Annotated in this window: 22 protein-coding genes; 3 read left to right on the forward strand and 19 right to left on the reverse strand. The window is 57.8% G+C overall.

Annotation, left to right across the window (positions count from 1 at the left end; translation table 11 throughout):
* Positions 1-386: 386 nt before the first annotated feature.
* On the reverse strand, positions 387-662 hold the full coding sequence (locus AB8B02_RS08745; protein WP_439063723.1) for a hypothetical protein: 276 nt from the start codon (positions 660-662) through the stop codon (positions 387-389).
* Between the two features lie 137 nt (positions 663-799).
* Complete coding sequence (locus AB8B02_RS08750; protein ID WP_120290117.1) at positions 800-994, reverse strand: hypothetical protein; 195 nt, start codon at positions 992-994, stop codon at positions 800-802.
* A 931-nt stretch (positions 995-1925) separates the two neighbouring features.
* Between AB8B02_RS08750 and AB8B02_RS08755 the strand changes: the two genes are divergently transcribed.
* Both AB8B02_RS08755 and AB8B02_RS08760 read left to right on the forward strand, forming a co-directional pair.
* Positions 1926-3617, forward strand: coding sequence for an outer membrane beta-barrel protein (locus tag AB8B02_RS08755; protein WP_439063724.1), 1692 nt, complete (start codon positions 1926-1928; stop codon positions 3615-3617).
* 275 nt (positions 3618-3892) lie between these two features.
* Positions 3893-4066: a hypothetical protein gene (locus tag AB8B02_RS08760; protein WP_439063725.1), complete on the forward strand. Its 174-nt coding sequence runs from the start codon at positions 3893-3895 to the stop codon at positions 4064-4066.
* Between the two features lie 3 nt (positions 4067-4069).
* Here AB8B02_RS08760 and AB8B02_RS08765 read toward each other — a convergent pair whose 3' ends face one another.
* The 15 genes from AB8B02_RS08765 to AB8B02_RS08835 all read right to left on the reverse strand — a co-directional run bounded on the left by AB8B02_RS08765 (position 4070) and on the right by AB8B02_RS08835 (position 16925).
* Positions 4070-4339: a hypothetical protein gene (locus tag AB8B02_RS08765; protein WP_439063726.1), complete on the reverse strand. Its 270-nt coding sequence runs from the start codon at positions 4337-4339 to the stop codon at positions 4070-4072.
* Positions 4340-4845: 506 nt separating this feature from the next.
* A complete protein-coding gene (locus tag AB8B02_RS08770) occupies positions 4846-5562 on the reverse strand; it encodes a hypothetical protein (RefSeq protein WP_439063727.1) in 717 nt (238 codons plus the stop codon).
* Entirely contained in the window at positions 5555-5839 is a 285-nt protein-coding gene (locus AB8B02_RS08775; protein WP_439063728.1) for a hypothetical protein, read from the reverse strand. Before AB8B02_RS08775 ends, AB8B02_RS08770 begins: the two co-directional genes overlap by 8 nt.
* Positions 5840-5854: 15 nt before the next feature.
* A complete protein-coding gene (locus tag AB8B02_RS08780; RefSeq protein ID WP_439063729.1) occupies positions 5855-6121 on the reverse strand; it encodes a hypothetical protein in 267 nt (88 codons plus the stop codon).
* Between the two features lie 1047 nt (positions 6122-7168).
* A complete protein-coding gene (locus tag AB8B02_RS08785; RefSeq protein ID WP_439063730.1) occupies positions 7169-7678 on the reverse strand; it encodes a lipocalin-like domain-containing protein in 510 nt (169 codons plus the stop codon).
* A 347-nt stretch (positions 7679-8025) separates the two neighbouring features.
* Entirely contained in the window at positions 8026-8376 is a 351-nt protein-coding gene (locus tag AB8B02_RS08790; protein ID WP_439063731.1) for a KTSC domain-containing protein, read from the reverse strand.
* Between the two features lie 98 nt (positions 8377-8474).
* On the reverse strand, positions 8475-9245 hold the full coding sequence (locus tag AB8B02_RS08795; RefSeq protein ID WP_439063732.1) for a hypothetical protein: 771 nt from the start codon (positions 9243-9245) through the stop codon (positions 8475-8477).
* Positions 9246-9291: 46 nt separating this feature from the next.
* Positions 9292-9918 carry a hypothetical protein gene (locus AB8B02_RS08800; RefSeq protein WP_439063733.1) on the reverse strand — a complete coding sequence of 209 codons (627 nt, stop codon included), beginning with the start codon at positions 9916-9918 and terminating at the stop codon, positions 9292-9294.
* Positions 9919-9949: 31 nt separating this feature from the next.
* Entirely contained in the window at positions 9950-10594 is a 645-nt protein-coding gene (locus AB8B02_RS08805; RefSeq protein WP_439063734.1) for a MerR family transcriptional regulator, read from the reverse strand.
* 374 nt (positions 10595-10968) lie between these two features.
* Complete coding sequence (locus AB8B02_RS08810; protein WP_439063735.1) at positions 10969-11415, reverse strand: hypothetical protein; 447 nt, start codon at positions 11413-11415, stop codon at positions 10969-10971.
* 191 nt (positions 11416-11606) lie between these two features.
* Positions 11607-12086, reverse strand: coding sequence for a hypothetical protein (locus AB8B02_RS08815; RefSeq protein ID WP_439063736.1), 480 nt, complete (start codon positions 12084-12086; stop codon positions 11607-11609).
* Positions 12087-12098: 12 nt separating this feature from the next.
* Positions 12099-12509 carry a hypothetical protein gene (locus tag AB8B02_RS08820; RefSeq protein ID WP_439063737.1) on the reverse strand — a complete coding sequence of 137 codons (411 nt, stop codon included), beginning with the start codon at positions 12507-12509 and terminating at the stop codon, positions 12099-12101.
* Between the two features lie 228 nt (positions 12510-12737).
* Positions 12738-15014, reverse strand: a complete 2277-nt coding sequence (locus tag AB8B02_RS08825) for an AAA family ATPase (protein WP_439063738.1) — start codon at positions 15012-15014, stop codon at positions 12738-12740.
* A 189-nt stretch (positions 15015-15203) separates the two neighbouring features.
* Positions 15204-15404 (reverse strand): helix-turn-helix domain-containing protein, encoded by a 201-nt coding sequence (locus AB8B02_RS08830; protein WP_092144488.1) that lies wholly within the window; start codon positions 15402-15404, stop codon positions 15204-15206.
* A 210-nt stretch (positions 15405-15614) separates the two neighbouring features.
* Positions 15615-16925 (reverse strand): tyrosine-type recombinase/integrase, encoded by a 1311-nt coding sequence (locus AB8B02_RS08835; RefSeq protein ID WP_439063739.1) that lies wholly within the window; start codon positions 16923-16925, stop codon positions 15615-15617.
* A gap of 636 nt (positions 16926-17561) precedes the next feature.
* Here AB8B02_RS08835 and AB8B02_RS08840 point away from each other — a divergent pair.
* Complete coding sequence (locus AB8B02_RS08840; RefSeq protein WP_165826964.1) at positions 17562-17699, forward strand: hypothetical protein; 138 nt, start codon at positions 17562-17564, stop codon at positions 17697-17699.
* 121 nt (positions 17700-17820) lie between these two features.
* On the opposite strand, the gene AB8B02_RS08845 is transcribed toward AB8B02_RS08840, so the two are convergent.
* Positions 17821-18102 carry a hypothetical protein gene (locus tag AB8B02_RS08845; RefSeq protein ID WP_184516113.1) on the reverse strand — a complete coding sequence of 94 codons (282 nt, stop codon included), beginning with the start codon at positions 18100-18102 and terminating at the stop codon, positions 17821-17823.
* Positions 18103-18447: 345 nt separating this feature from the next.
* A complete protein-coding gene (locus AB8B02_RS08850; RefSeq protein WP_439063740.1) occupies positions 18448-18618 on the reverse strand; it encodes a hypothetical protein in 171 nt (56 codons plus the stop codon).
* Positions 18619-18652: the final 34 nt, after the last annotated feature.

The raw sequence follows: 18652 nt of genomic DNA on the forward strand, positions 1-18652 counted from the left end.
CGTTATGCAACCTTCGGGCGTTTAGGCGGTTGTTGTATGCCGACATCGGAGCGGCCAACAATGAACGCCTCAAATCCAATCGATATAAATCGAAAGATTAGGCTCAGCGGCGTTGCCACCGATCTAAGGCGATCCTCTACCAGTAGGCATGGAAACATCGAGGGATGGAAAATATCTCATCTGCTTCGTGACGCCCAGACGACTGCACAAGCCGATGAAGCTGAGCGGCGGTTGGAGATTTGGCGAGCGAAGCCGATCGCCGGATGATGGGAAAGATCCGGCGGCGCTGGCGCTTGGCAGCAAGGGGCCACCTGACATCAAAGCGGTGTAATGAACTGACGCTAAGTGGGTCACTTCGCTCTTTCGGCCAGGGCGCAGAGCGTCTCCTATGACGGCTTCCAACCCTTCAGATCTTCAACGATTTGCCGGAAGGCCATTTTTACTTCCGAAACCTGCGCCAGGTTTGGCAGTACGATTTCACCGGGTAGATCACCGCTGCTGGCGCTGCCATGCACCGCGAGGATCGCGTTCTCGAAGCCGCCGACATCGGGGTCTCCGGCAAGAAATTCGTGTTGGGGGAAGGCGGCGTCCAGCTCTGCTATGACCCGCTCGAAAGCAGATGCAGATGCGTCAGGCGTGAGCGTGAAGATGAACGTGGTCATTGCGCCTCGGTTATATCCCCAAGTCCCCCGGAAGAGGCTCGCGTCACCGTTGCGCCGCCATCTGCAAGTCTAGTCAATCGAGCAATGTCTTCTGGTGTCCAGGTCTTGTTAATCGGGCGTCTTGCCATGACAACACCTCAAGCAATCTTCCGATACCCTCTCTCGGTCAGCTTCACCTGGTCGTCGACGACCTCGGCCAAGCCCATCTCAAGGAGTTCACTCAACTGATCTTCGGTAATCGGCGACAACTTTAGCCGGTTGGCGTAGATATCGCGAAGCGTCCAGTCGAGACCAATATCGTCTTTCCAGTTTCTCATCGTCACCACAGTCATTCTAAGTCGACCAACGGCGTTCCGCATCCCGCCCATCAGTAAGAGCCGTCCCTTGGCTCCTCGTGCGTCTGAAGGATCAGCAATACGCCGAAGAGAAAGATGCCCAAAGTCATAAGATCGAAAAGATGGTCCTGCATCCCGCCAGTTTACCCGATGGCGGGGAGGGCGTCACCGCGAGAGGCGTGGTGTTCTCGCCAGAGTGCTGAAGCCATAGAAAATAACAGGGCATCCGCGCGCTCAGCTCCAGTTCAGAAAGGAACAGGTAAGTGGTGACCGGGGCTTTTGAATACGGGAAATACCAGATGAAGTTAAAGTTGGCTGTTTTCGGGCTGCTCGCTCTAGCAGGCACGGCAGTATCAGGTGCGGCATCGGCGATGCCGCTCGGTCTGGCAACCGGCGCAGGTGTCGGACATAACACTGAGCAGGTGAGGCTAGTTTGCGACCGCTTCGGACGTTGCTTCCGCACCCCCGGCTATGCGCCCCGATACGGATACGGTCCACGGTATGGATACGGTCCACGCTATGGCGGGTGGGACCGGGGCTGGCGTGGCGGGCGCCGCTGGTAAATCATATCAGGGGCCGCGAAAACGCGGCCCCTATCGTTTTTTGGGCTCCAGCCGGGACCACTTCCAACGATCATTGCTCACGAGTGCCGGAGAGGCTGGCCGCTCCATCCAGTGCGTCGGGCTATAGAGGGCATCCCTATGTGGATCGCACCAACCGAAGGCGTCATCCCAAATCATCACAAATGGCAAATACTCTTCGGCCATGTCGCAGCCGAGCAGCGTCCGGTCTTTTGGGGTATCCGCGGTTAGGAGATGCCAGTCATTGACGTCTTGCTAAAAAACACAGTTAGCGAAACGTAAAGGGGAAATTTAACGAATCTCGCCGAAGCTGCGCCCAATCTTGATGCGGGGTTCGAGTGGGGTACATGACGAGAGTATCTGTTGTCGTCGCTTCTCTGCTGCTTGGCGCAAGCCAGGCGGTCGCTGCGGATTTGCCGGAATACGGTCAGCCTTATCCCCTCGCGGTTTGGACATGGGCCGGACCTTATCTCGGCGTCCATGTCGGCGGCGGATTGGGACAATCCAGATTCACGGATAGCAACGGCCCGGCCGTTTATGGCGGCGATGTCAGAACGCCGACGGCTTTGGGAGGCGCGCAGGTAGGCTTTAATTTTCAGCCGAGCCGGAATCTGGTGCTGGGCGTCGAGGCCGATATTAGCGCAGTCGGTTCCAATGGCACCAATACGTGCCTTGCGTCATCCGGCTATTTCCTGTCGGCCAATTGCCGGGTGCGGCAGAACGCACTGGGCACCGTTACAGGGCGCGTTGGCTTGGCGACTGGCGAGGCCGGACGCACCTTGCTCTATGCCAAAGGTGGCGTCGCCTGGCTCAATCAGCAGATTGATATCAATACCAACCCGATCGACCTCTCGACTGGCACAAAAAACAGCCAATGGGGCTGGACCGCAGGCGTCGGCATCGAACGGGCGGTGGCGCCAGCTTGGTCGGTGAAGGTGGAATACGACTATGCCGGTTTCAACAGCTTCGGCATGTCGACGCCCGGCAGCTATTTCCAGCCGTTTCCGCCCTTTGCGCTGTATGGGACGACGCCACCAGGCAGCACCAGCGTTTCGCAGAACATCCAGACTGTCAAAGTCGGGCTGAACATGAAGTTCGGCGGCGATACCGATGCGCGATGGGACGATGCCGAGAACATGCATCTGCGCGGCTCCCAAAGTGTTGAAGATCCGAGCATGCGCGGCGACATCGAGATCGGCGGACGCGTCTGGTATTCGTCGGGTCGTTTTCAGAAGGATCTCGGTGCAGGCACCCATCCGGCACAGCAGAACATCCTGAACTCGCGACTCACTTATGAGAGTCCGGCAGTCTCCGGCGAAGTGTTCGGTCGTGTCGATGGCCTGGCCGATTTCTTCCTCAAGGGCTTCATCGGCGGCGGCAAGTTGCTAAGCGGCAAGATGAACGACGAGGACTGGATGCCCGGCTACGGTGTTCCCTATTCGAACACGGTGTCGGACCCCGTGCAGGGCAGCATCGCCTATGCCACAGTCGATGTCGGCTATGCGTTTATTCGCGGCCCGGGAGTCAACGTGGGGCCGTTCATCGGCTATAATTATTACCGCGAGAACAAATCGGCCTATGGCTGCACGCAGATCGCCAATGCGACCGTCGCGGCACCATGTGTGCCAGCGATCCCGGGATCGACGTTGGCGATTACGGAGGACGATACGTGGCATTCCTTGCGAGTCGGCCTTAACGGAGTCGTCATGTTGAACGATCGGCTGAAACTCACCGGCGATGCGGCCTATCTGCCCTATGTTCGCTTCTCGGGCGTCGACGACCACGTGTTGCGCAACGCATATGATACCCGCTCGCCGGAGAGCGGCGAAGGCAGGGGCGTGCAGCTGGAAACGATCCTCTCATATTATGTGACGCCGTCATTATCCGTCGGTGCAGGCGCGCGCTATTGGGCGATGTGGGCCACGGAGGATGCCAAGACCAATTTCTTCGGCACGCCATGTCCGTGTCAGACCCTCCCGGCCCGCACCGAGCGCTATGGCGGCTTCCTGCAAGCGGCCTATTCGTTTAATACCGACTAAGAGCAATCCCAGTATTTCTCCACCATGATGCACGCTATCAAAATAGAGAAACACACGAGACAAAAGACTGCTAGCCCGTCTGCTTCATCCCGCCATTTTACCCGATGGCGGGGAGGGCATCACGGGGATTGGTCAGGATCGCGCCACTATAGGCGCTCGTACTGTAACTTCATGCACCAATGCGCGTGTCCAACGTGGCGTCATGGGCCCTGAACGTATTCCTGATTCGCAAATGCAACGCTAAAGTCTGCGTATCAACAGATTCGGAGACTGGAATGCAGACGACCACGGTTCGCGTCACCACACCAATGCCATCGGGCAAGGAGCCACTGGTTTGGCACTTCGATCTGATGACAGCAAACCCCGCAGAGGCCATCCGTTGGACAAAGGCCACGCCTCAGGTCCTTCCTCACGCGATCGTCGAAGTTGTCGAGCGCGCTTCTAACTGATCGTTATTCGTCAGTGCGGGAGGGGTGGATCTCGTCGCGCTGCGCCTTGTAAAGCACGGCAAAGGCCCAAACGAAGATCAGGAAGAAGACAATTCCGCAGATGAGGCTCGCTTCGCGGTTAGCCTCCCATCGTTCGAGCCAAACCACATCTCCGTTAGGATTTGCACGTATGCGAGCAGCCTTGTCGAGGCCGGTCGAAGTGACGAAGAAGCAATAGCCAGACCATAGCGTCGCGAGCCCGGAGATAGCAGCGATGACCGCCGATGTGCGCATTGTTTTCCATCCTATTCCAGGAGCGCACTCGTCCCTGCATTCTGTTCTCACTGACTCGGTCGTTTTCGGTAAAGCGCTCTGGCGGCTTTAAGGAAGCCAAGACCAAGCATAAGGAGCGGTGGAGCAGCGATCACGAAAAGCAAAAGGAGGATAGGGTTAGCCGCACGGATCGTCACGTAAGCCAATGATCCAAGAGCGCAAAGGGCTACAACCGATCCGGTGGTCAGAAGTAGTATACGAACGCCGAGCATGTTCACGATCTAATCCAGCCAGCTATCGAACAAGGTGCCGGCCTCCGGGGAAGCACTTATAGTTCGGCCCATGCTGCTGTCGGCAGTCATTGTACGCATCTGCCACGAAAAAGGCGGCCATCAAAACCACGAGAATTAAACACGCTAAGGCTATTCGCGGGTTCGTCATCGCCACTCGCAGATTCCAAGTAAGCCACTGAATTCAGTAAAGACCATATTCCATTTTCCCCGATGGCGGGGAGGGCGCCACGGAGACTATCCCGAATAGGCGAAGATCACCTTGCGAAGCGCTCGCGACACGACCAGCAATCGGCCGCCGGAGCCGTAGCTATAGAAGTTGCCGGGCGCGTTCTTGGCCTGATCGGCCATCGCGATGAAGCGTTGATCGAAATCTAGTCCAAAGCCGTATCGGTTGAGGAACAAATTGATCGAAGCGGGCGTGCGGCCGTCGCCTTTCCATCCGGAGTTGGGCACGACGGGCGTCGGGTACCAATCGAAATTCGGAACCAGTTGCTGGCGCGCTTTCAGCGCATTGTCATTGTCATTGAGGAACGGCAGCCCCTTGCTGGCGATCGTCGCAGCGACATCAGCGGGAAGTTCATAGACGAGGAGACCTGTCTCGTTCCCGCCGGGACCAAAGCCCCAACTCTCCTCCTTGACGTAGAGAACCTTCGATACCTGGAGATATGCCGGGACACGCTTCCTCGGATCGAGCACCACGACATGCCAGACCGAATAGGTCGCTGAAAAGAACAGCACCGCAAAGAGCGCGATCCCCAGGCAGCCAAAAAGGCCCTCAAAGGCTTTTACACCCCTTGCAATATTTGGTTCTCGCTGCATCGTCATCTTCGTGCTGCCAGCGAGGTTAGCTGTTGAAGCATAATAGCAGGGCGCTTCTCGCCTGCTGCTGTATCCCGCCCTTTTAGCGGATGGCGGGGCGGCTCGCACCAGGCGTCGCCGTTGATCATCCACGAATCTTCCTGCCGAGCCAGAAGCCGACCAGAGTCGTCGCTGTTAGTGCAGCCGCCATGCTTCCATAGATTTGGAACGTCCTTTCCTGTTTGGTGGTAAAAAAATAAAATAAGCCGGCGCAGATTGGACTGGAAACTATAGAGGTGAGGAAACCCGTCTGACCGTCTTCAACAAATACGCCGATCATGCCGCCCAGAAACAAGCCGGGAAATAGCGCCACCCCGAGATAGACGATGACGATCATCCAGATGATCAGATCCCCTTGACCCTGCGTCATCGGTTATCCCGTTCCTTATTCGGAAGCGCTGGAGTGCGATCTGCGGCGGCGCTCAGCGGACAAATCCGCCGCTTGTGATCTCCAAAGCATTACATAAGAAACGAGTGATGTAAGCGTGAACACGCAGATAAAGATAAGGGTAATGGCGCGGTCTGCTTGCCATTGTTGCAGCCAAAAAAGATCGCCCTTTTGCTGAGTTTCGATCGATAGGCACCAGTAATTCCAGCCTGCGACGGCCAGCCAAAACAACGATGCGATGAAGGCCCACGCAGACGGACGCATCAATGCTCCTATTCCATGACCGAGGGAGGGGCTGTCTCGCTGGCAGCGGGGCCAACCAAGCTGCGACAGACGTCGCCCTTTTTGGTACCGGTGAGTTCGAGTGCACGAATGCGCATTCGAATTCGATAGTAAATGTGTCTGGTTACCACGCGTCTTTCCTTCGGCACCGTTCGGATCAATTGAAGCGAGAAAGAAGGAACTGAAGTTCGCACCGTAGGTTTGCAGACGGCTTTGTCAGTAGTCGTCCATTTCTATGGAGTTGATTATGTCGAGAGTCGCATTGTTGGCTTGCGCCATTATTTTCATCACTTCTTCAGCGGAAGCCCGAAAAGGAAATCAACATAGAGCCCGAGCGTGGTGCGGAACGTATCTTAGCAAGTATCTTGGTCAATCTGATCGACGTCTTGCGCTAGCTCGCGAGTGGGCTCGAACGGGTATGAATGCCGGAGGCCCAGGCATCGGAGTGGTCGTCGTATGGCCGCATCACGTTGGCATCATTACGGGGCAGGCATCGAACGGCGAATGGATAGTGCACAGTGGGAATGATGGCGGTGCGATAAGGACCCGTCCGAGATCTGTTGCTCGCGCTATAGCCTTCCGTCGCGTTTGAGGCGCCGGCCGTCGGTCTCTCTGTCGACGTCCCGTGCAACTTTGTGGCCGCAAGGCCTTGCAGGTTCTGTTCAAGCGTCGTGAAAAATTGGTCCGGCATCTCGAAGGCGACGTCGGTTAATACGTCGCCTCCGAGCGCAATTTGTTCGCAAGCGTAGGCAGTACCGGCCCGACTTCATCGGGCGATGCGTATCGACCTTAGAAAATACGTCCGACGCGCAAACGACAGCGCACGCGAGAGGTGGAAGCCACAAGGTGAATTCCCTGGTCGGCATGCCGGTTAGGTCTCTAGAGCCACGCGACAGACAGCAGGAATACTGCGGTCGCAATCAATGCCCCAGCCGTCACCGCCGCTATCGTCATTGAAAGCCCGCGCATTCCGTAACGAAGCGGATGCGCACTCACACATCAAGAGCATATTGCCAGGGTCAGGAAAGATCACTCAGTTACGCCTGTCGCGCGTTTCAGAGTCACCACAGCAGTACCCCCGCCAGTTGCCGGTGTCGGATTCTTGTACGTTAGCTCATCGTTGCTGATCGCGATGAAACGCTTCTTATTCGTGTTGTCCCATGCGGGAAAGCTGCCGCCGATAATGTGCAACGATAATGAATTGTCAGCTTCATTGACCTTATAGTCGCCAAACATCACGATCATTCCCTCCAGAGCGGCTCTGCCTTCGCCGGTCGTCGGAAAGTCGCGGTTGCCGAATTTTGGTCGTCGCGCACGGATGAGATTGATTGAGAAGTGCCCCCCTGCGTCGAACATGAAATATCCTTTCGGATCAGAACCAAATACCTTAGTTGTTTTCCCGGTCCTTTCATTCTCGTTTACAAATGAAATGACGCTCCAAGTGCCTACCAGTTGCTGTTTGAGCGGCTCTGCTGCTCCAGCGGGCAAGGTGAAGCATGTGAGAGCTGCGACTATCGGAACTGATAACAGTGCTTTCATGGGTGCTCCCTCCGATTTTCGGGCACGTTCCATTTTAAGACGAGTTCTGCGCTGGCCTACCAGTTTGGTCAGAGCCTCGAAGTCATTGTACCGGACACTCGGCGGTCAGTGGGGGCAGTTCACCCCACAACATGGCACCGACGGCAGTGCTGGATCGACCAACACCAAAACGTGGGCGTGCGTTCGAAAAAGGCAAAAAGCCAACCCCGACTTTTCAAAAAGTAGAAATTTAGTCGGGCGGCCCTGCGACGTTTGCGCTCCGGTGGTGCGGCCCCCGCCCAGGGGTGGGGTATGGGCCGCCGTTTCCTTAGGATTTCCGCTTCTGTCGCGCGAGGTAATCTATGCCTTCATCGATTGATCGCTCGTTTTATCGCGTCTGTCCGGCAATCGAACGGGCCGTCTTTACCGGTGCCTTTGATGTTCGCGTTGAAGTACTGGCCCATCGAGCTCGCTGCCAGGAGCGCGTTGAGGGTCGGCTCGGGCATTTCGCAATAGTGATAGTAGATGCTCTTGAGCCGAATAATCATGTACTGATTTGGCTTATCGTAGCACACCCGCTCGACGAAACTGCTGCGGGGAGTGTCGGTGCAGCGGAACGGCGTGAGATCGACGGCACCTCGATACATCACGTCGACCGTTTCCGCCTGGACACCGATCGACCAGATTGAAAGCGCGAGGGCGAAGCAGAGCTTGATCACGGTTTACCTGCACTCCCATTTACGAGCCGCGTCGACCGGCGCGAAAGCCAGCCCCAAAGCGAAGGTTGTGATGAACAACCTCACGAATGCCTCCGTTCTTATGCGCCTGCCGGTCCTTGCGCGACCTCCACAACGTGGCGGTCTGATCCGACCGTTATGATGATGGTGTATGATTTCTGGCCACCGGCCTGATCCGTCGGCGGGGCCAGATGCAGTTGCCCGCCATACCACTCGCCAGGCAGGAGGGTGTTGTCCTTTATGACGGCTTGCTCAAGCTGTGCCATGTTGCGCTGACCTTGCTCGATTGTCGAAGCAACCATGGCTTCGTTTTGAGCGGCAGCATTGCCCTGTGCGATCGCGGCGGCCGTTGGGCTGTAGAATGTGCCTGTCCGGCCGCTGGGCGTCGTATAGGAGCCGTGGCCAGCGCGCGAGGCGCTGTAAGCGTTCGCTGCGCCGGCGACGCCAGTGAGGATCGCCGCGGCGACTTGGCGGTTCTTTTCTTCCTGCTGCAGCATTTCGAAGGTGACGACCTGCATCTGGAAATCAGATGCGCCGACATGCTGGTTTGCTTCGACCTGAGCAACGCGGAAGTCGATTGGGCCGCGGCCGAGATTGTTGATCCCGACCACGAAGACGGGCCGGCCATTGGCCTGGAGCTGGCGAGCTGCGGGTCGAACCAGGACGACCGAACTCTTCTGACGCGAGACGAGAGCGGATTGCCCATCGCGCATCATCGTTTGCTGGTTAGGATTAGAGCTTTTGAACTGAACCGTCTCGTTGTTGGTGACGCAACCCGAGAGCGCGGCGCCAAGCGCCACGATATAGAAAACACGCATATTGTGGATCTCCCCAGACCAGCGGTGATCCAAGCCCAACCAGGGGGCGAGATCAAGGGGGCATGCCCGGGCCATTATTTTAGCGCCTCTCCGGAAACGCCGGGAGTGGCGTGCGGGGAGGGCGGTCGACCGGGTCTTGGAAATTGAAGTACCCGCGCGGCGGCGTTGGGATGCAGCATTCATAACAGAGCTGCCGAAGCGGTGTCTCCGTCATGCCGACCTCCGTCGCCGCCGGGTCCATGGGTTTGAGCCAGATGAGGTCGTAGAGCTGCTCGCGTGTAATTTTCGCCGCAGCGCGGACCCGCGCGTCCGGATCGAAGTAGCAGGTATCGTTAAACACCTGCCGCGCGGCCCGCTCGTAAACGCGCATGACCGCGTCAATCTCCCGCCGCGCCTCCCGACACCGCCAGAGGCGTGACGCAAGCTCCTGTCGCCGGCGCGCCCATGCGGCTTGGCCAGGTGTGTCGTATGGATAGTGTGGAGTAGGGCGCTCTTTGACTCGGTCCCGACTTCCCCGGCGAGCGCCGAACCTTCCGAAGTTGTCTGAAATCACCGCACGCAGTTGCTCGTATTTCGAGGGATCGCGCCTCAGGTCTTCCACCTGATTTTTGCTGAACCTCGGCTGGCCATCATCGCCGTAAGCCACTGCCGCCAAAAATCCGATTTCGACGAGCGCCTTGAAATGCTCGTGATGGAATCCGAGCACTCCGATAGCGTCTGTCGATGTTATGAGGCGATCACTCCACATCGTCGGAAATCGGGACGCCGGGCCCGAGCCGTCCCTCGAACGGATAGTCGTTTGTCGGAGCGATGGGCACGATTCTAAGCTCAGGTGGCGTCGCCCAGTATTCTTCGTCAGGGCGGTGCACGTCATACAGGGTACAGATTTGTTGCAGACGCTGAACAGATATGCCGAGGAACGCTGCGACCTTATGCTCGCGGCGCTGATGCAATTCAACTGAAAGCGCCTGGCGATCAACGCCGATGAGATTTCGCAGAGCATCGTCGAGCAGAGCATTAAGCTGCTCGATCGAACCTTTATCCGGGCCAGCGGCAGCTTTGGCCGCCACTATTTGGGCTGATAGGTTGAGCGGACCAAGGCCACGCACCTTCATCACGCGCCTCGGTTGCTGATCAGTCTCCACGGGCACAAGCGAACTCTCAACGGGCCCTGGTCTGGGTTCAGGCCGCAGCAACGGGTCCCTCGGAAAGCCTTCACGGTCTCTGACCATTTGCACTTCGCGACCGTCGTAGCGGTTGCCGCGAGAACCTACCTGGGTGGGCGACAGCAGCCCTCGCTTATCCCAGAGCTTGATGACGTATGGCGATATCCCGAATTCGTGCAAAATTTCCTCGGGAGACATTCTTCGGTCATCGCGCATTGTCCGCTCCTTCGCTTTGATCGGGAAACGGATCAAAGAGAAGGATGTCGGTCAAGAGAGCGAGTTTGTCGGGTATTGTGAGTGATTTCGCTAATCGATGGCACTCTCAAATACGTTGGAAATGAGCCTTCGCATCGCAATTGTCTGGTTTGTATAGTTACAACCTTCTCCACTCGCATTTTGAAATCGCGCAGGGAGTGATTCGCGGGATCTCCAGCGCTGGGCATGTCGCGGATGTCGCATACCCGCGCTCACTGGGCAGAGAACTCAAATCGACGGCGATGCGTAGGCCGTTGCTGATATGTTTCTTCTCTGTTCCGAGGACTCAAACACTAGAAACGCTTATTCTGCGCCGGCTGTGTCGATTTAGGGGACTATTGCCGCGGCAAAACTCCGCCGGCGCGCATCGCGTGAACCATCTCGTTCTTACCGAACAAATTGAAGTGGCCCGCCTCGCCACCGAGCATGGCGAGGGCTTGCTCCTTCATTATCTCGTCAGCTCTTTCGGTGCCTACCTGCTGCGCGAGTACGCGGTATTCAGCATTGAGCCGGGCGATCTCTCGATCTCCGGACCAATGGACGATCGCCTGTTGCATCTGCACGATCCAGTAGCCGGCGAATACGCCAGAAGCCGCCACTATCGCCGAGAAGATCGATGGCGTGAGCCATGTGGCCGGGCGGCCTGGTGCTCCGATCGCCATGGAAGCCCACGCGGCGGGCGCGGGCCAGTACCAGCACCCGATAGCGGCGATGATCCCGAACAGGCCAAGTGCTGTCGCGAAGCCCATCGTAAAGACGGTGTAGAATTGACCTCGAGGCATATTCCGGTCCCCCAGCTACGACGGCGAGGAGATCGCCGCGCAACCAGCACCGCGGCAAGCTCATCCTGAGGTAGATGTCGCATTTGTCGCGTTTTAACTTGAGACCGACGCTCGTTTAGCAGTGAAGGGCGTTGGTGGTGACTTAGTTTGTTGTGGCGCTGGCCTTATTCAGCGTTTCGAGATCCTGTGCTTCAGTTTTCCCGCTCCAGCTCGTTGCGGGCGCATTCAGACGTCTGTTCGGCAGTTGATCCGGCATCCGACGTTTTCTGATACAGGAATTCGCATTCGGCGCCGCCCTGGCGCTCCCACGCTGGATTCTTGGTTCGCGTGAGCAGTCCCAAGCTCTCTGCCCTCAGGATTGCCGTAGCGACTGTGCCGCGCTTCAGGCCTGACAAGTGCTGGATATCTGTCCGCCCGTACCAGGCATCTGTTTCCATTGATCCTAGCAGCACCTCAACAGAGTTGATGCGCAGCCGTTGCCGGACGGGCGGACGAGGGGGCTTCTCCTTCGCCCTTGCTTTGCGCTTAATCGCCAGATTGCGTTTCTTGGTCGCCGTGAATCGTTTGATGGTGGCTGGCGTGTGCCGGTAGCCGTGCTGCTCCGCTGCAAGGAGTGCCCAGTCGATCGGCGGCATGTCCGATATCATCCGCCAGAATGCTTTGTTCTTCACTCGGAGGTCCCTTCAATCGAGATAGGAAGGCCGCTCAGGCGGTTTTGGTGCCCGCGGCCCCAGATCGCGCTTGTGACGCGGCAGAAGCCTCTCCGGCGTCTTGCGAGCCACCGGCTTAGCTTTCTTCTTCTGCCGATCACCAACCGGGCTGCCGGGCGCCTTGTGCCACGCGCAGCGGCGTCTTACCGCGCGCTTGTTGATTGCAGTCTTGGTCGCGGCGGCGCGGAAGACACGGCTGCACCCCGGGTGCGCACAGACGGCCTCGATGGCATGCAGTTCGATATAACGGTCCTCGCGCCAATAGCCTTCGACGCCAACGATCCTGTATTCCTGCTCGCCGACTTTGAACCAACGTGGCGGGTTGCTCGGTTTGCTCATTGGTTCGGCCCGCTGCTGTGAAGTGTAGGCCTGCCGATCGCCCAAGCCCGCGCATTCGCTCCGCCTTTGGGGACCTCGGGCGGGCGCTTTGCGGAAAGCGCAACGCCCCCCGTAGGGGTAGGTTTTTCCGCAATAGCCATCTCATTGGGAAAATTGGGCTTTCGACCGATCGCGGAAAGTGTAGTTCGAAATATTTTTCCGCAATGCCGGGTCCAACGGCTTAAGCTGTTGATCTTCATGGAAAACCCGTTGCTGGAGGAAATATTGCGGAAGTCATTTCGATTTTTCCGCAACGTTCAGGGTGAGGAAGGCAGAACGACCATTTTTGCCCTTCACGCTGCGCGTAGCCCGATCGATTATGTCGCCGCTCTCGTATTCGAGGGGAGCGGCAAAAATCTTATCGAGGCGCTTCCGGAGCGTGTCTTCCGACATCAGGTCGATGGTGTTGTTTTCGAGCAAGGTTTTGACGATCTCGAGTAGCGGCATTGTATGCCCGTCCGTGATGCGGAGCATGGCCCGCACCGACTCCTTGATCGTCGCGTCGTCGTCCGCTTTTGCCTGGGCCGGCGTCTTCACGCGGCCGAGGGTCACCGGCCGTAAGACGCCGACCTCCTCCCCGCCAAACCCACCGATCATGACGCCCTCGCGTTTGAAGAATGTTGGCGCGTCAGAGATCAATGACATGTTGGCTTTGCCGTCATCAAATCGGACGTAGTGCCTGTGCTCCGCGTCGGAGAGGCCGTATTTTTTGGCCGTGACGGCATCCAGAGTATAAAGAGTCGCAACCATACGGGCGACGCCGTTGAGCGAGCCTGCGCCGCGGCCGGCATCCATATCGCCGGCGTAGGATTCCCGGTTCGCAGCGTTTGGCGGTTTGCGGGTGTGATGCGCCAGGACAACGGCGCATTCTCCGCGCACGGCGATGGCGCGGAACATGCGCGCGACGGTCGCAATCTCCACGTTGTCGTTCTCGTTGGCTGGGTGAAGCTCGACAAAAGGGTCAAAAATCGCCAGGCCGATTTCATTGTCCTTGATCAGGCCCTCGATATAGGCGGCGTCGGGTGACGCCTTGATCCTGTCATTGTCCCGCTTCGCGATCATGAACGGCTGATCGACTCCGGAGCCCAGGATCAGCCCACGCTTGCCGTCGATGTCTAGATCCTTCCATTTCACGTCGAACGCAGTCATCACGGCAAGCAACCGGCGATTTAGCTCGTCGTGTTCGTCCTCTTGGTTCCAGAGGAGAACGCGGGTGCGTTCGTGGATCTTGAAGCCTGTGATATCGGAGCGGCCGGTGACTACGGCAACTGCCAGCATCAGAAGGAACGTGGTTTTGCCAACGCCCGGCGGCGATATAAGCGCTGAAAGATAATGCCGAGCGGCGAAGCGACCGATAATAAAGCGGCGCTTCGGAATAGTTGACGCTTCGAACGGCTCGACCCACCTCAGTGGAAGAGAAAAGCATTCTTCGAACTCTTCGGCGGCCGCGGCAGCGTTGCTTCTTGCCCAGGCGCGCGCAATCTGACGCTCGTCGATATTTTCTGAGCCGTGCTCCCAGATACCGAGAAGTTGCCCGTACTCTGTTGGAGTGAAATTTCCAGTTCGGCGAAGGAGCACTGCCAGTGCAAAGCCGAAGGCGGACCCGCTCGTGTCAGACCCCCCAAGCGCGGACTTATCGCCGTGCCACAGCCGGTTCAGCTTTTCGTCAGATGCGATATGGCGATCTAGCTTTGCCCGCAGTCCTTCCGGGACGTCACCGGTAGCTGTGGCGTCGTCGACCGCCGCCATATCGATCGACAGATCGAGGTCTCGCTTCCCGACGCTGACGGTGGAACGCGATGGGGGCACTGGGGGCGCCCATTTTGCCAGCTCTTCTAGGGTCGTTGTACTGTCGTCGATGTATCCGAGTAGTTTAGCGGGAACGACACTCGTTCGCCCCTGTTTGCGCTTCGCAGCGCCCGGAAAATTGTACGTACCCGGCGCTCGCAATAGCCGCGTAATGTCGGCGGTCGACTCCGGTGCACCCAAACGTCGCAGTATGCCGCGCGTGAGGTTTTCGGCCTCATCGGTGAAACAGTCCGCCGGCACCTTTTCCTTTAGATACCAGCCGAGTTGAATTCCCGCACCCGAGCTAACGGCAAACGAGTAGAAGGCTTCATCTTCCTTTTCGACCTTCTCCCGGATCGCGTCCAGTTTCGCGTGCTCTGCCGCCAGCACATCGGGAGTCAGCATGATGCCCTTCGGCGGGTCCAGATCGGCGCCGATCATCCTGATGTTCAGGATGTCCTCTTTCGTGGCACGAGCGTCACCGAGGTCCGGCCGGACCTCGTTTGCTGAATAGTAGATGTTGTGGGTGCTGCCATATTCGCGCAGGAACGCTCTGGCGCGATCTCCTTCGTTTAAAGTAAAGGAGACAAATGCTTTGCTCCTTGCATCTGCGTCGATCGCAGCCAGTTGATGCATCCCTGTATCATCAAGCCGTCGCAAGTGTTCAAGGACTGCATCGGTATCTACTGGCTCAGCCACGAAATTGGTGCTACTATCACTCATCGGAACATACTTTCAGCCTCGTTGGGCCTGCAGCCTTTCGGGGCTGTTTTTTTCTGACTGAGTTGGCCACGCTTGAGCGCACCCGGTGCGTCCTCCGCCGTTTTTACGTCCGGGAGCCCGCACGCGGTTGACGACGCCAACGTGCTCGAACGAGAGATGTCGAGAAGGAGCGCGCGCCAAGGCGCGCAATCAAGCAGCTTGATTTTCCGAGGTGGAAAGCTGTCGGCGCCCGCGCATCCAGGCGTCAAGATCTGCGACGTCGTAAAGAACACGGGTCGGAATCGGCTTGATGAAATGTGGGCCGCTACCGGTTACCCGAAGGCGTTCGAGTGTCGCCGTCGAGAGGCGCACGTGCTTAGCGGCTTCCTTGGTATCGAGAAATTGCTGCATGATAATCCCTTGGATCGGGGGCCGTTGATGTGCGAGCCGGTTATCCAAGGAATGAGAGAAACTCGGCGCTGCCCTTAGCGCCATCATCTTAGCTTTGCACCAACCAAGAGTATCATGGATCTGCTATGAAACAAGGGGGGGCCGCAGCACATCGCACCGGCCATCTACCCTTGTAAAGCGCAACGACTCAAATGCGTGCACGCTGTGTAGTTAGCTGGCTTCTCTCATTTCGGCCGTTCGCAGGTAAGGCAGTTGCTCGCGAATTATTTTGGCGTCGATTGAGTCCGGTCTGCCACTAATAATTTTGCGCAGCTCGGAAGCGAGGATATTTGCCACGGCCCGCTTTTCTGCAAGCATATCGTATTTGTCGTAAACCGCAGTGACGTCTCCATCGACGTGGTCGAGTGTTGCCTTCACATCAGTGCGGAGAGCTCCGCCACGCCGCGCGATGGTGGCAGCAGTCCGCCGTAGATCATGCGGTGTGAAGTGTTCCATTCCTAAGAACGTCCGAACACCGGTGCGCCCCTCCGATGGTTTGTCATTGAGGGCTTGAGAAAGTGCCGATCGTTTGATCGGTTGCGGCTCCTCGCCATACTTGGAGGGAAAGACCGGTACTTGGTTCTCGCTGTTCGTCAGGTCGATTACTTCTAGCGCGAGCGGGGATAGTGACACGACTACTTCACGCCGGCCTTTCACCCGGTGCGGCGGCATATGATATTCCGGCGCGGCAGTTCGGAGGCCATGGAGCTCGGCTCGAAGGGCTCCGGCCGCCTGGTAAGGTCGGACCATCGTTGTCAGGACCAGCTTTAGGGCCAGACCGACTTGCCGATCGCACGGCACATCTGGCTTTTCGAGACCCCACCAAAGCGTTCGGATTTCCTCGTCCGAAAGAACCCGCTTCCGGGACGTCTCCTTACCGCCGCGGCGCTCCAGGCCCCTTATTGGGTTGGCTGAGACGTATTTGCGGCCTGGCTGCCGAGCCCATTCGAACATTTTGTGAAGCACCGATTGGGTGCGATTGGCGCTTACCGGCGCCTCATCGGCGATTTCGTCGAGTACGTCGGCTATATCATCATCGGTTACGGTGTTGGCTGGCGAACGGCCCAAGGCGGCGCGTGGCCGCTTCAGGTAGCCCTCATCGTTCTTCCAAGATGACTTATTTGGCTTGGCGTACTCGTCCAAATACAGTTCGCAGAGCCTCTCGAACGAAACATCTTCCGTCTTAGGACGCTTGGCGCGCTTTTCTGATGACGGATCTGCACCGTTGGCGATCGAGCCGAGGAGCGCCTTGGCCTGAATTCGCGCCGCGTCGGGTGCGATTTTCCCAACGGCGCCGATCGTGTACCGCCGAAACGGCGCGGTGCGGCCCGTGCCGGCGCGATAGACGAGGAGGAACGTCTTGGCGCCGGTTGGTCGAACACGGACGCCGAAGCCGGTAAGCTTAGCGTCCCAGACGGTATATTCGGCGCCCCTGGTTTCGAGCCCGTCCACGAGGGTCTTGGTTATGGTCTGAGCTGTCATTTGCGCCTCGGGAAGCACCGGGGAAGCACGGCAATGACAAGCGTAGAGGGCTCAGGCAAAACCAAGCCTAATGCGGGGCGACATTTCCCTGTCCAACGAAGCGTATGATGGCGCTTGAGGGACGGGGAGGGCTTAGCTGATATGTCTGGGAGACTAGGGGTCGGAGGTTCGAATCCTCTCGCTCCGACCATTTATTCAAAGCATTTCAAGATATTAGTAGTCTCGCACGCGAGCGGTGCCGCCTGAATAGGGTGGCCTCGATCAAGCGCCCGCGACGCCAGCCTTACGATTTCGGTTCGACGAAATCACCGTGAATCACGTCGTCTTTCCGTCCGGCGAACCAGAGAAGCCCGACATAGGCCGCTGCACAAATAAGGAAGCCGAGGACAATAATCTCTAACATAATATCTACTCTACGCTGAAAACATTAGACTTCTCCCGGCTCCGGGTTCCGTCAATTGCCCCGGCCGCACTCCTTAATGAATCCTTGCCGTCGTGACTCTTTGGCCACAGATGCCGGTGACCACGAATCCGATGTCGCCTAAGGGCGGCCAGGCAGGTGGCGCCGACATGTCTTTTTTGCGCCAATGGAACTCTTGGTCATCGGGCCGATTATCCTGAAAACAGGAGGCTCGCATGGCAAGTCACTGGCATACCGCAGATGGCCCATCGGAGATCCGGCATGACGATGATATCGGCTACTACGGTGGCTGGACCATCAGCGGGTTAGCGGTGGTTGCGACCATCACGGCTGTTTGGCTGTTTGGTATCTAGCCCACTGCGTAACTGAAGCCCTTGCGACAACGCAGCAGCGATGCGCGCGAACGCTGAATGATGGTGACGAAAAAGGCCCGGAGCATATGCTCCGGGCCTTCGTCAATTCAGTCAGCCGCGGTTAGTAGTAGCCGTAGCTGCGATAGTAGCGCGGACCGCCATAGTAGCCGTCGCCGTAACCGTAGCGCGGACCATAGGCATAACGCGGGCCGTAATGGCGCGGGCCATAACCATATCCGTAACCGGGGCCGTAAGCGCCATAGGCACCGGCCGCCAATGCGCCGGCTGCAATGCCGAGTCCGATCGCGGCGCCGCGACCGCCACGGGCCTCTGCGGGTTTCGATGCGATCGACGCCGCGCCGACGGCAGCGACGGTGGCAAGAATAAGTGCTGTCTTCTTCATGCTGCTTCTCCTTCGTATCGAGAAGTCAACGTGTCGGTGTTTTGAAGGTTCAGTTCCAATTCATGGCATATCGACCACAAATTTTGCCGCGATAAGGGAACGAATAATATTGCTCGATCAGCGAGCGGCGTTCCGCTTTACGTGTTGCAACCGAAAGCGAGATGCGCGTGCAGCGTCGATCATCTCGCAGCTCATGGTGGTCCAGAAAAGATAATGGCCCGGAGCGAACTCCGAGCCATCAAACGCAGACGTACATCCGGTCTGCGCTTCCTTGACTCCACAGTGAGTCGAGAAGGTTAATAAATGTCTAACGTCGATGCGTGACGACATGATGACCAATCGCGGTCATCCCGTCGGGCCTTCAACTTCCTTGTGATCCTTGTCAGGCAAGATGCCGCTGCCTGGCGTCTTGGTCTCGTCGGTCAGCTCCGGCTTGTCGTGCGGGCCGGCCGGCGGAATCTTCTGATCGGGCTTCGGCTGTTTGTCGAAGGCGCGGTTCTTTGCTTGCTGTGTCATGCAAAGAGAACGGCTCAGTTCCTCGCGTGTTCCC

It is taken from the genome of Tardiphaga sp. 862_B3_N4_1, from assembly GCF_051811085.1.
Taxonomy (GTDB): Bacteria; Pseudomonadota; Alphaproteobacteria; order Rhizobiales; family Xanthobacteraceae; genus Tardiphaga; species Tardiphaga robiniae.

Coding starts and splice junctions, on each gene's coding strand:
- AB8B02_RS08745 (WP_439063723.1), bottom strand. CDS start 662: ATGACCACGTTCATCTTCACGCTCACGCCTGACGCATCTGCATCTGCT.
- AB8B02_RS08750 (WP_120290117.1), bottom strand. CDS start 994: ATGACTGTGGTGACGATGAGAAACTGGAAAGACGATATTGGTCTCGAC.
- AB8B02_RS08755 (WP_439063724.1), top strand. CDS start 1,926: ATGACGAGAGTATCTGTTGTCGTCGCTTCTCTGCTGCTTGGCGCAAGC.
- AB8B02_RS08760 (WP_439063725.1), top strand. CDS start 3,893: ATGCAGACGACCACGGTTCGCGTCACCACACCAATGCCATCGGGCAAG.
- AB8B02_RS08765 (WP_439063726.1), bottom strand. CDS start 4,339: ATGCGCACATCGGCGGTCATCGCTGCTATCTCCGGGCTCGCGACGCTA.
- AB8B02_RS08775 (WP_439063728.1), bottom strand. CDS start 5,839: ATGACGCAGGGTCAAGGGGATCTGATCATCTGGATGATCGTCATCGTC.
- AB8B02_RS08780 (WP_439063729.1), bottom strand. CDS start 6,121: ATGCGTCCGTCTGCGTGGGCCTTCATCGCATCGTTGTTTTGGCTGGCC.
- AB8B02_RS08785 (WP_439063730.1), bottom strand. CDS start 7,678: ATGAAAGCACTGTTATCAGTTCCGATAGTCGCAGCTCTCACATGCTTC.
- AB8B02_RS08805 (WP_439063734.1), bottom strand. CDS start 10,594: ATGCGCGATGACCGAAGAATGTCTCCCGAGGAAATTTTGCACGAATTC.
- AB8B02_RS08810 (WP_439063735.1), bottom strand. CDS start 11,415: ATGCCTCGAGGTCAATTCTACACCGTCTTTACGATGGGCTTCGCGACA.
- AB8B02_RS08825 (WP_439063738.1), bottom strand. CDS start 15,014: ATGAGTGATAGTAGCACCAATTTCGTGGCTGAGCCAGTAGATACCGAT.
- AB8B02_RS08830 (WP_092144488.1), bottom strand. CDS start 15,404: ATGCAGCAATTTCTCGATACCAAGGAAGCCGCTAAGCACGTGCGCCTC.
- AB8B02_RS08835 (WP_439063739.1), bottom strand. CDS start 16,925: ATGACAGCTCAGACCATAACCAAGACCCTCGTGGACGGGCTCGAAACC.
- AB8B02_RS08840 (WP_165826964.1), top strand. CDS start 17,562: ATGGCAAGTCACTGGCATACCGCAGATGGCCCATCGGAGATCCGGCAT.
- AB8B02_RS08845 (WP_184516113.1), bottom strand. CDS start 18,102: ATGAAGAAGACAGCACTTATTCTTGCCACCGTCGCTGCCGTCGGCGCG.
- AB8B02_RS08850 (WP_439063740.1), bottom strand. CDS start 18,618: ATGACACAGCAAGCAAAGAACCGCGCCTTCGACAAACAGCCGAAGCCC.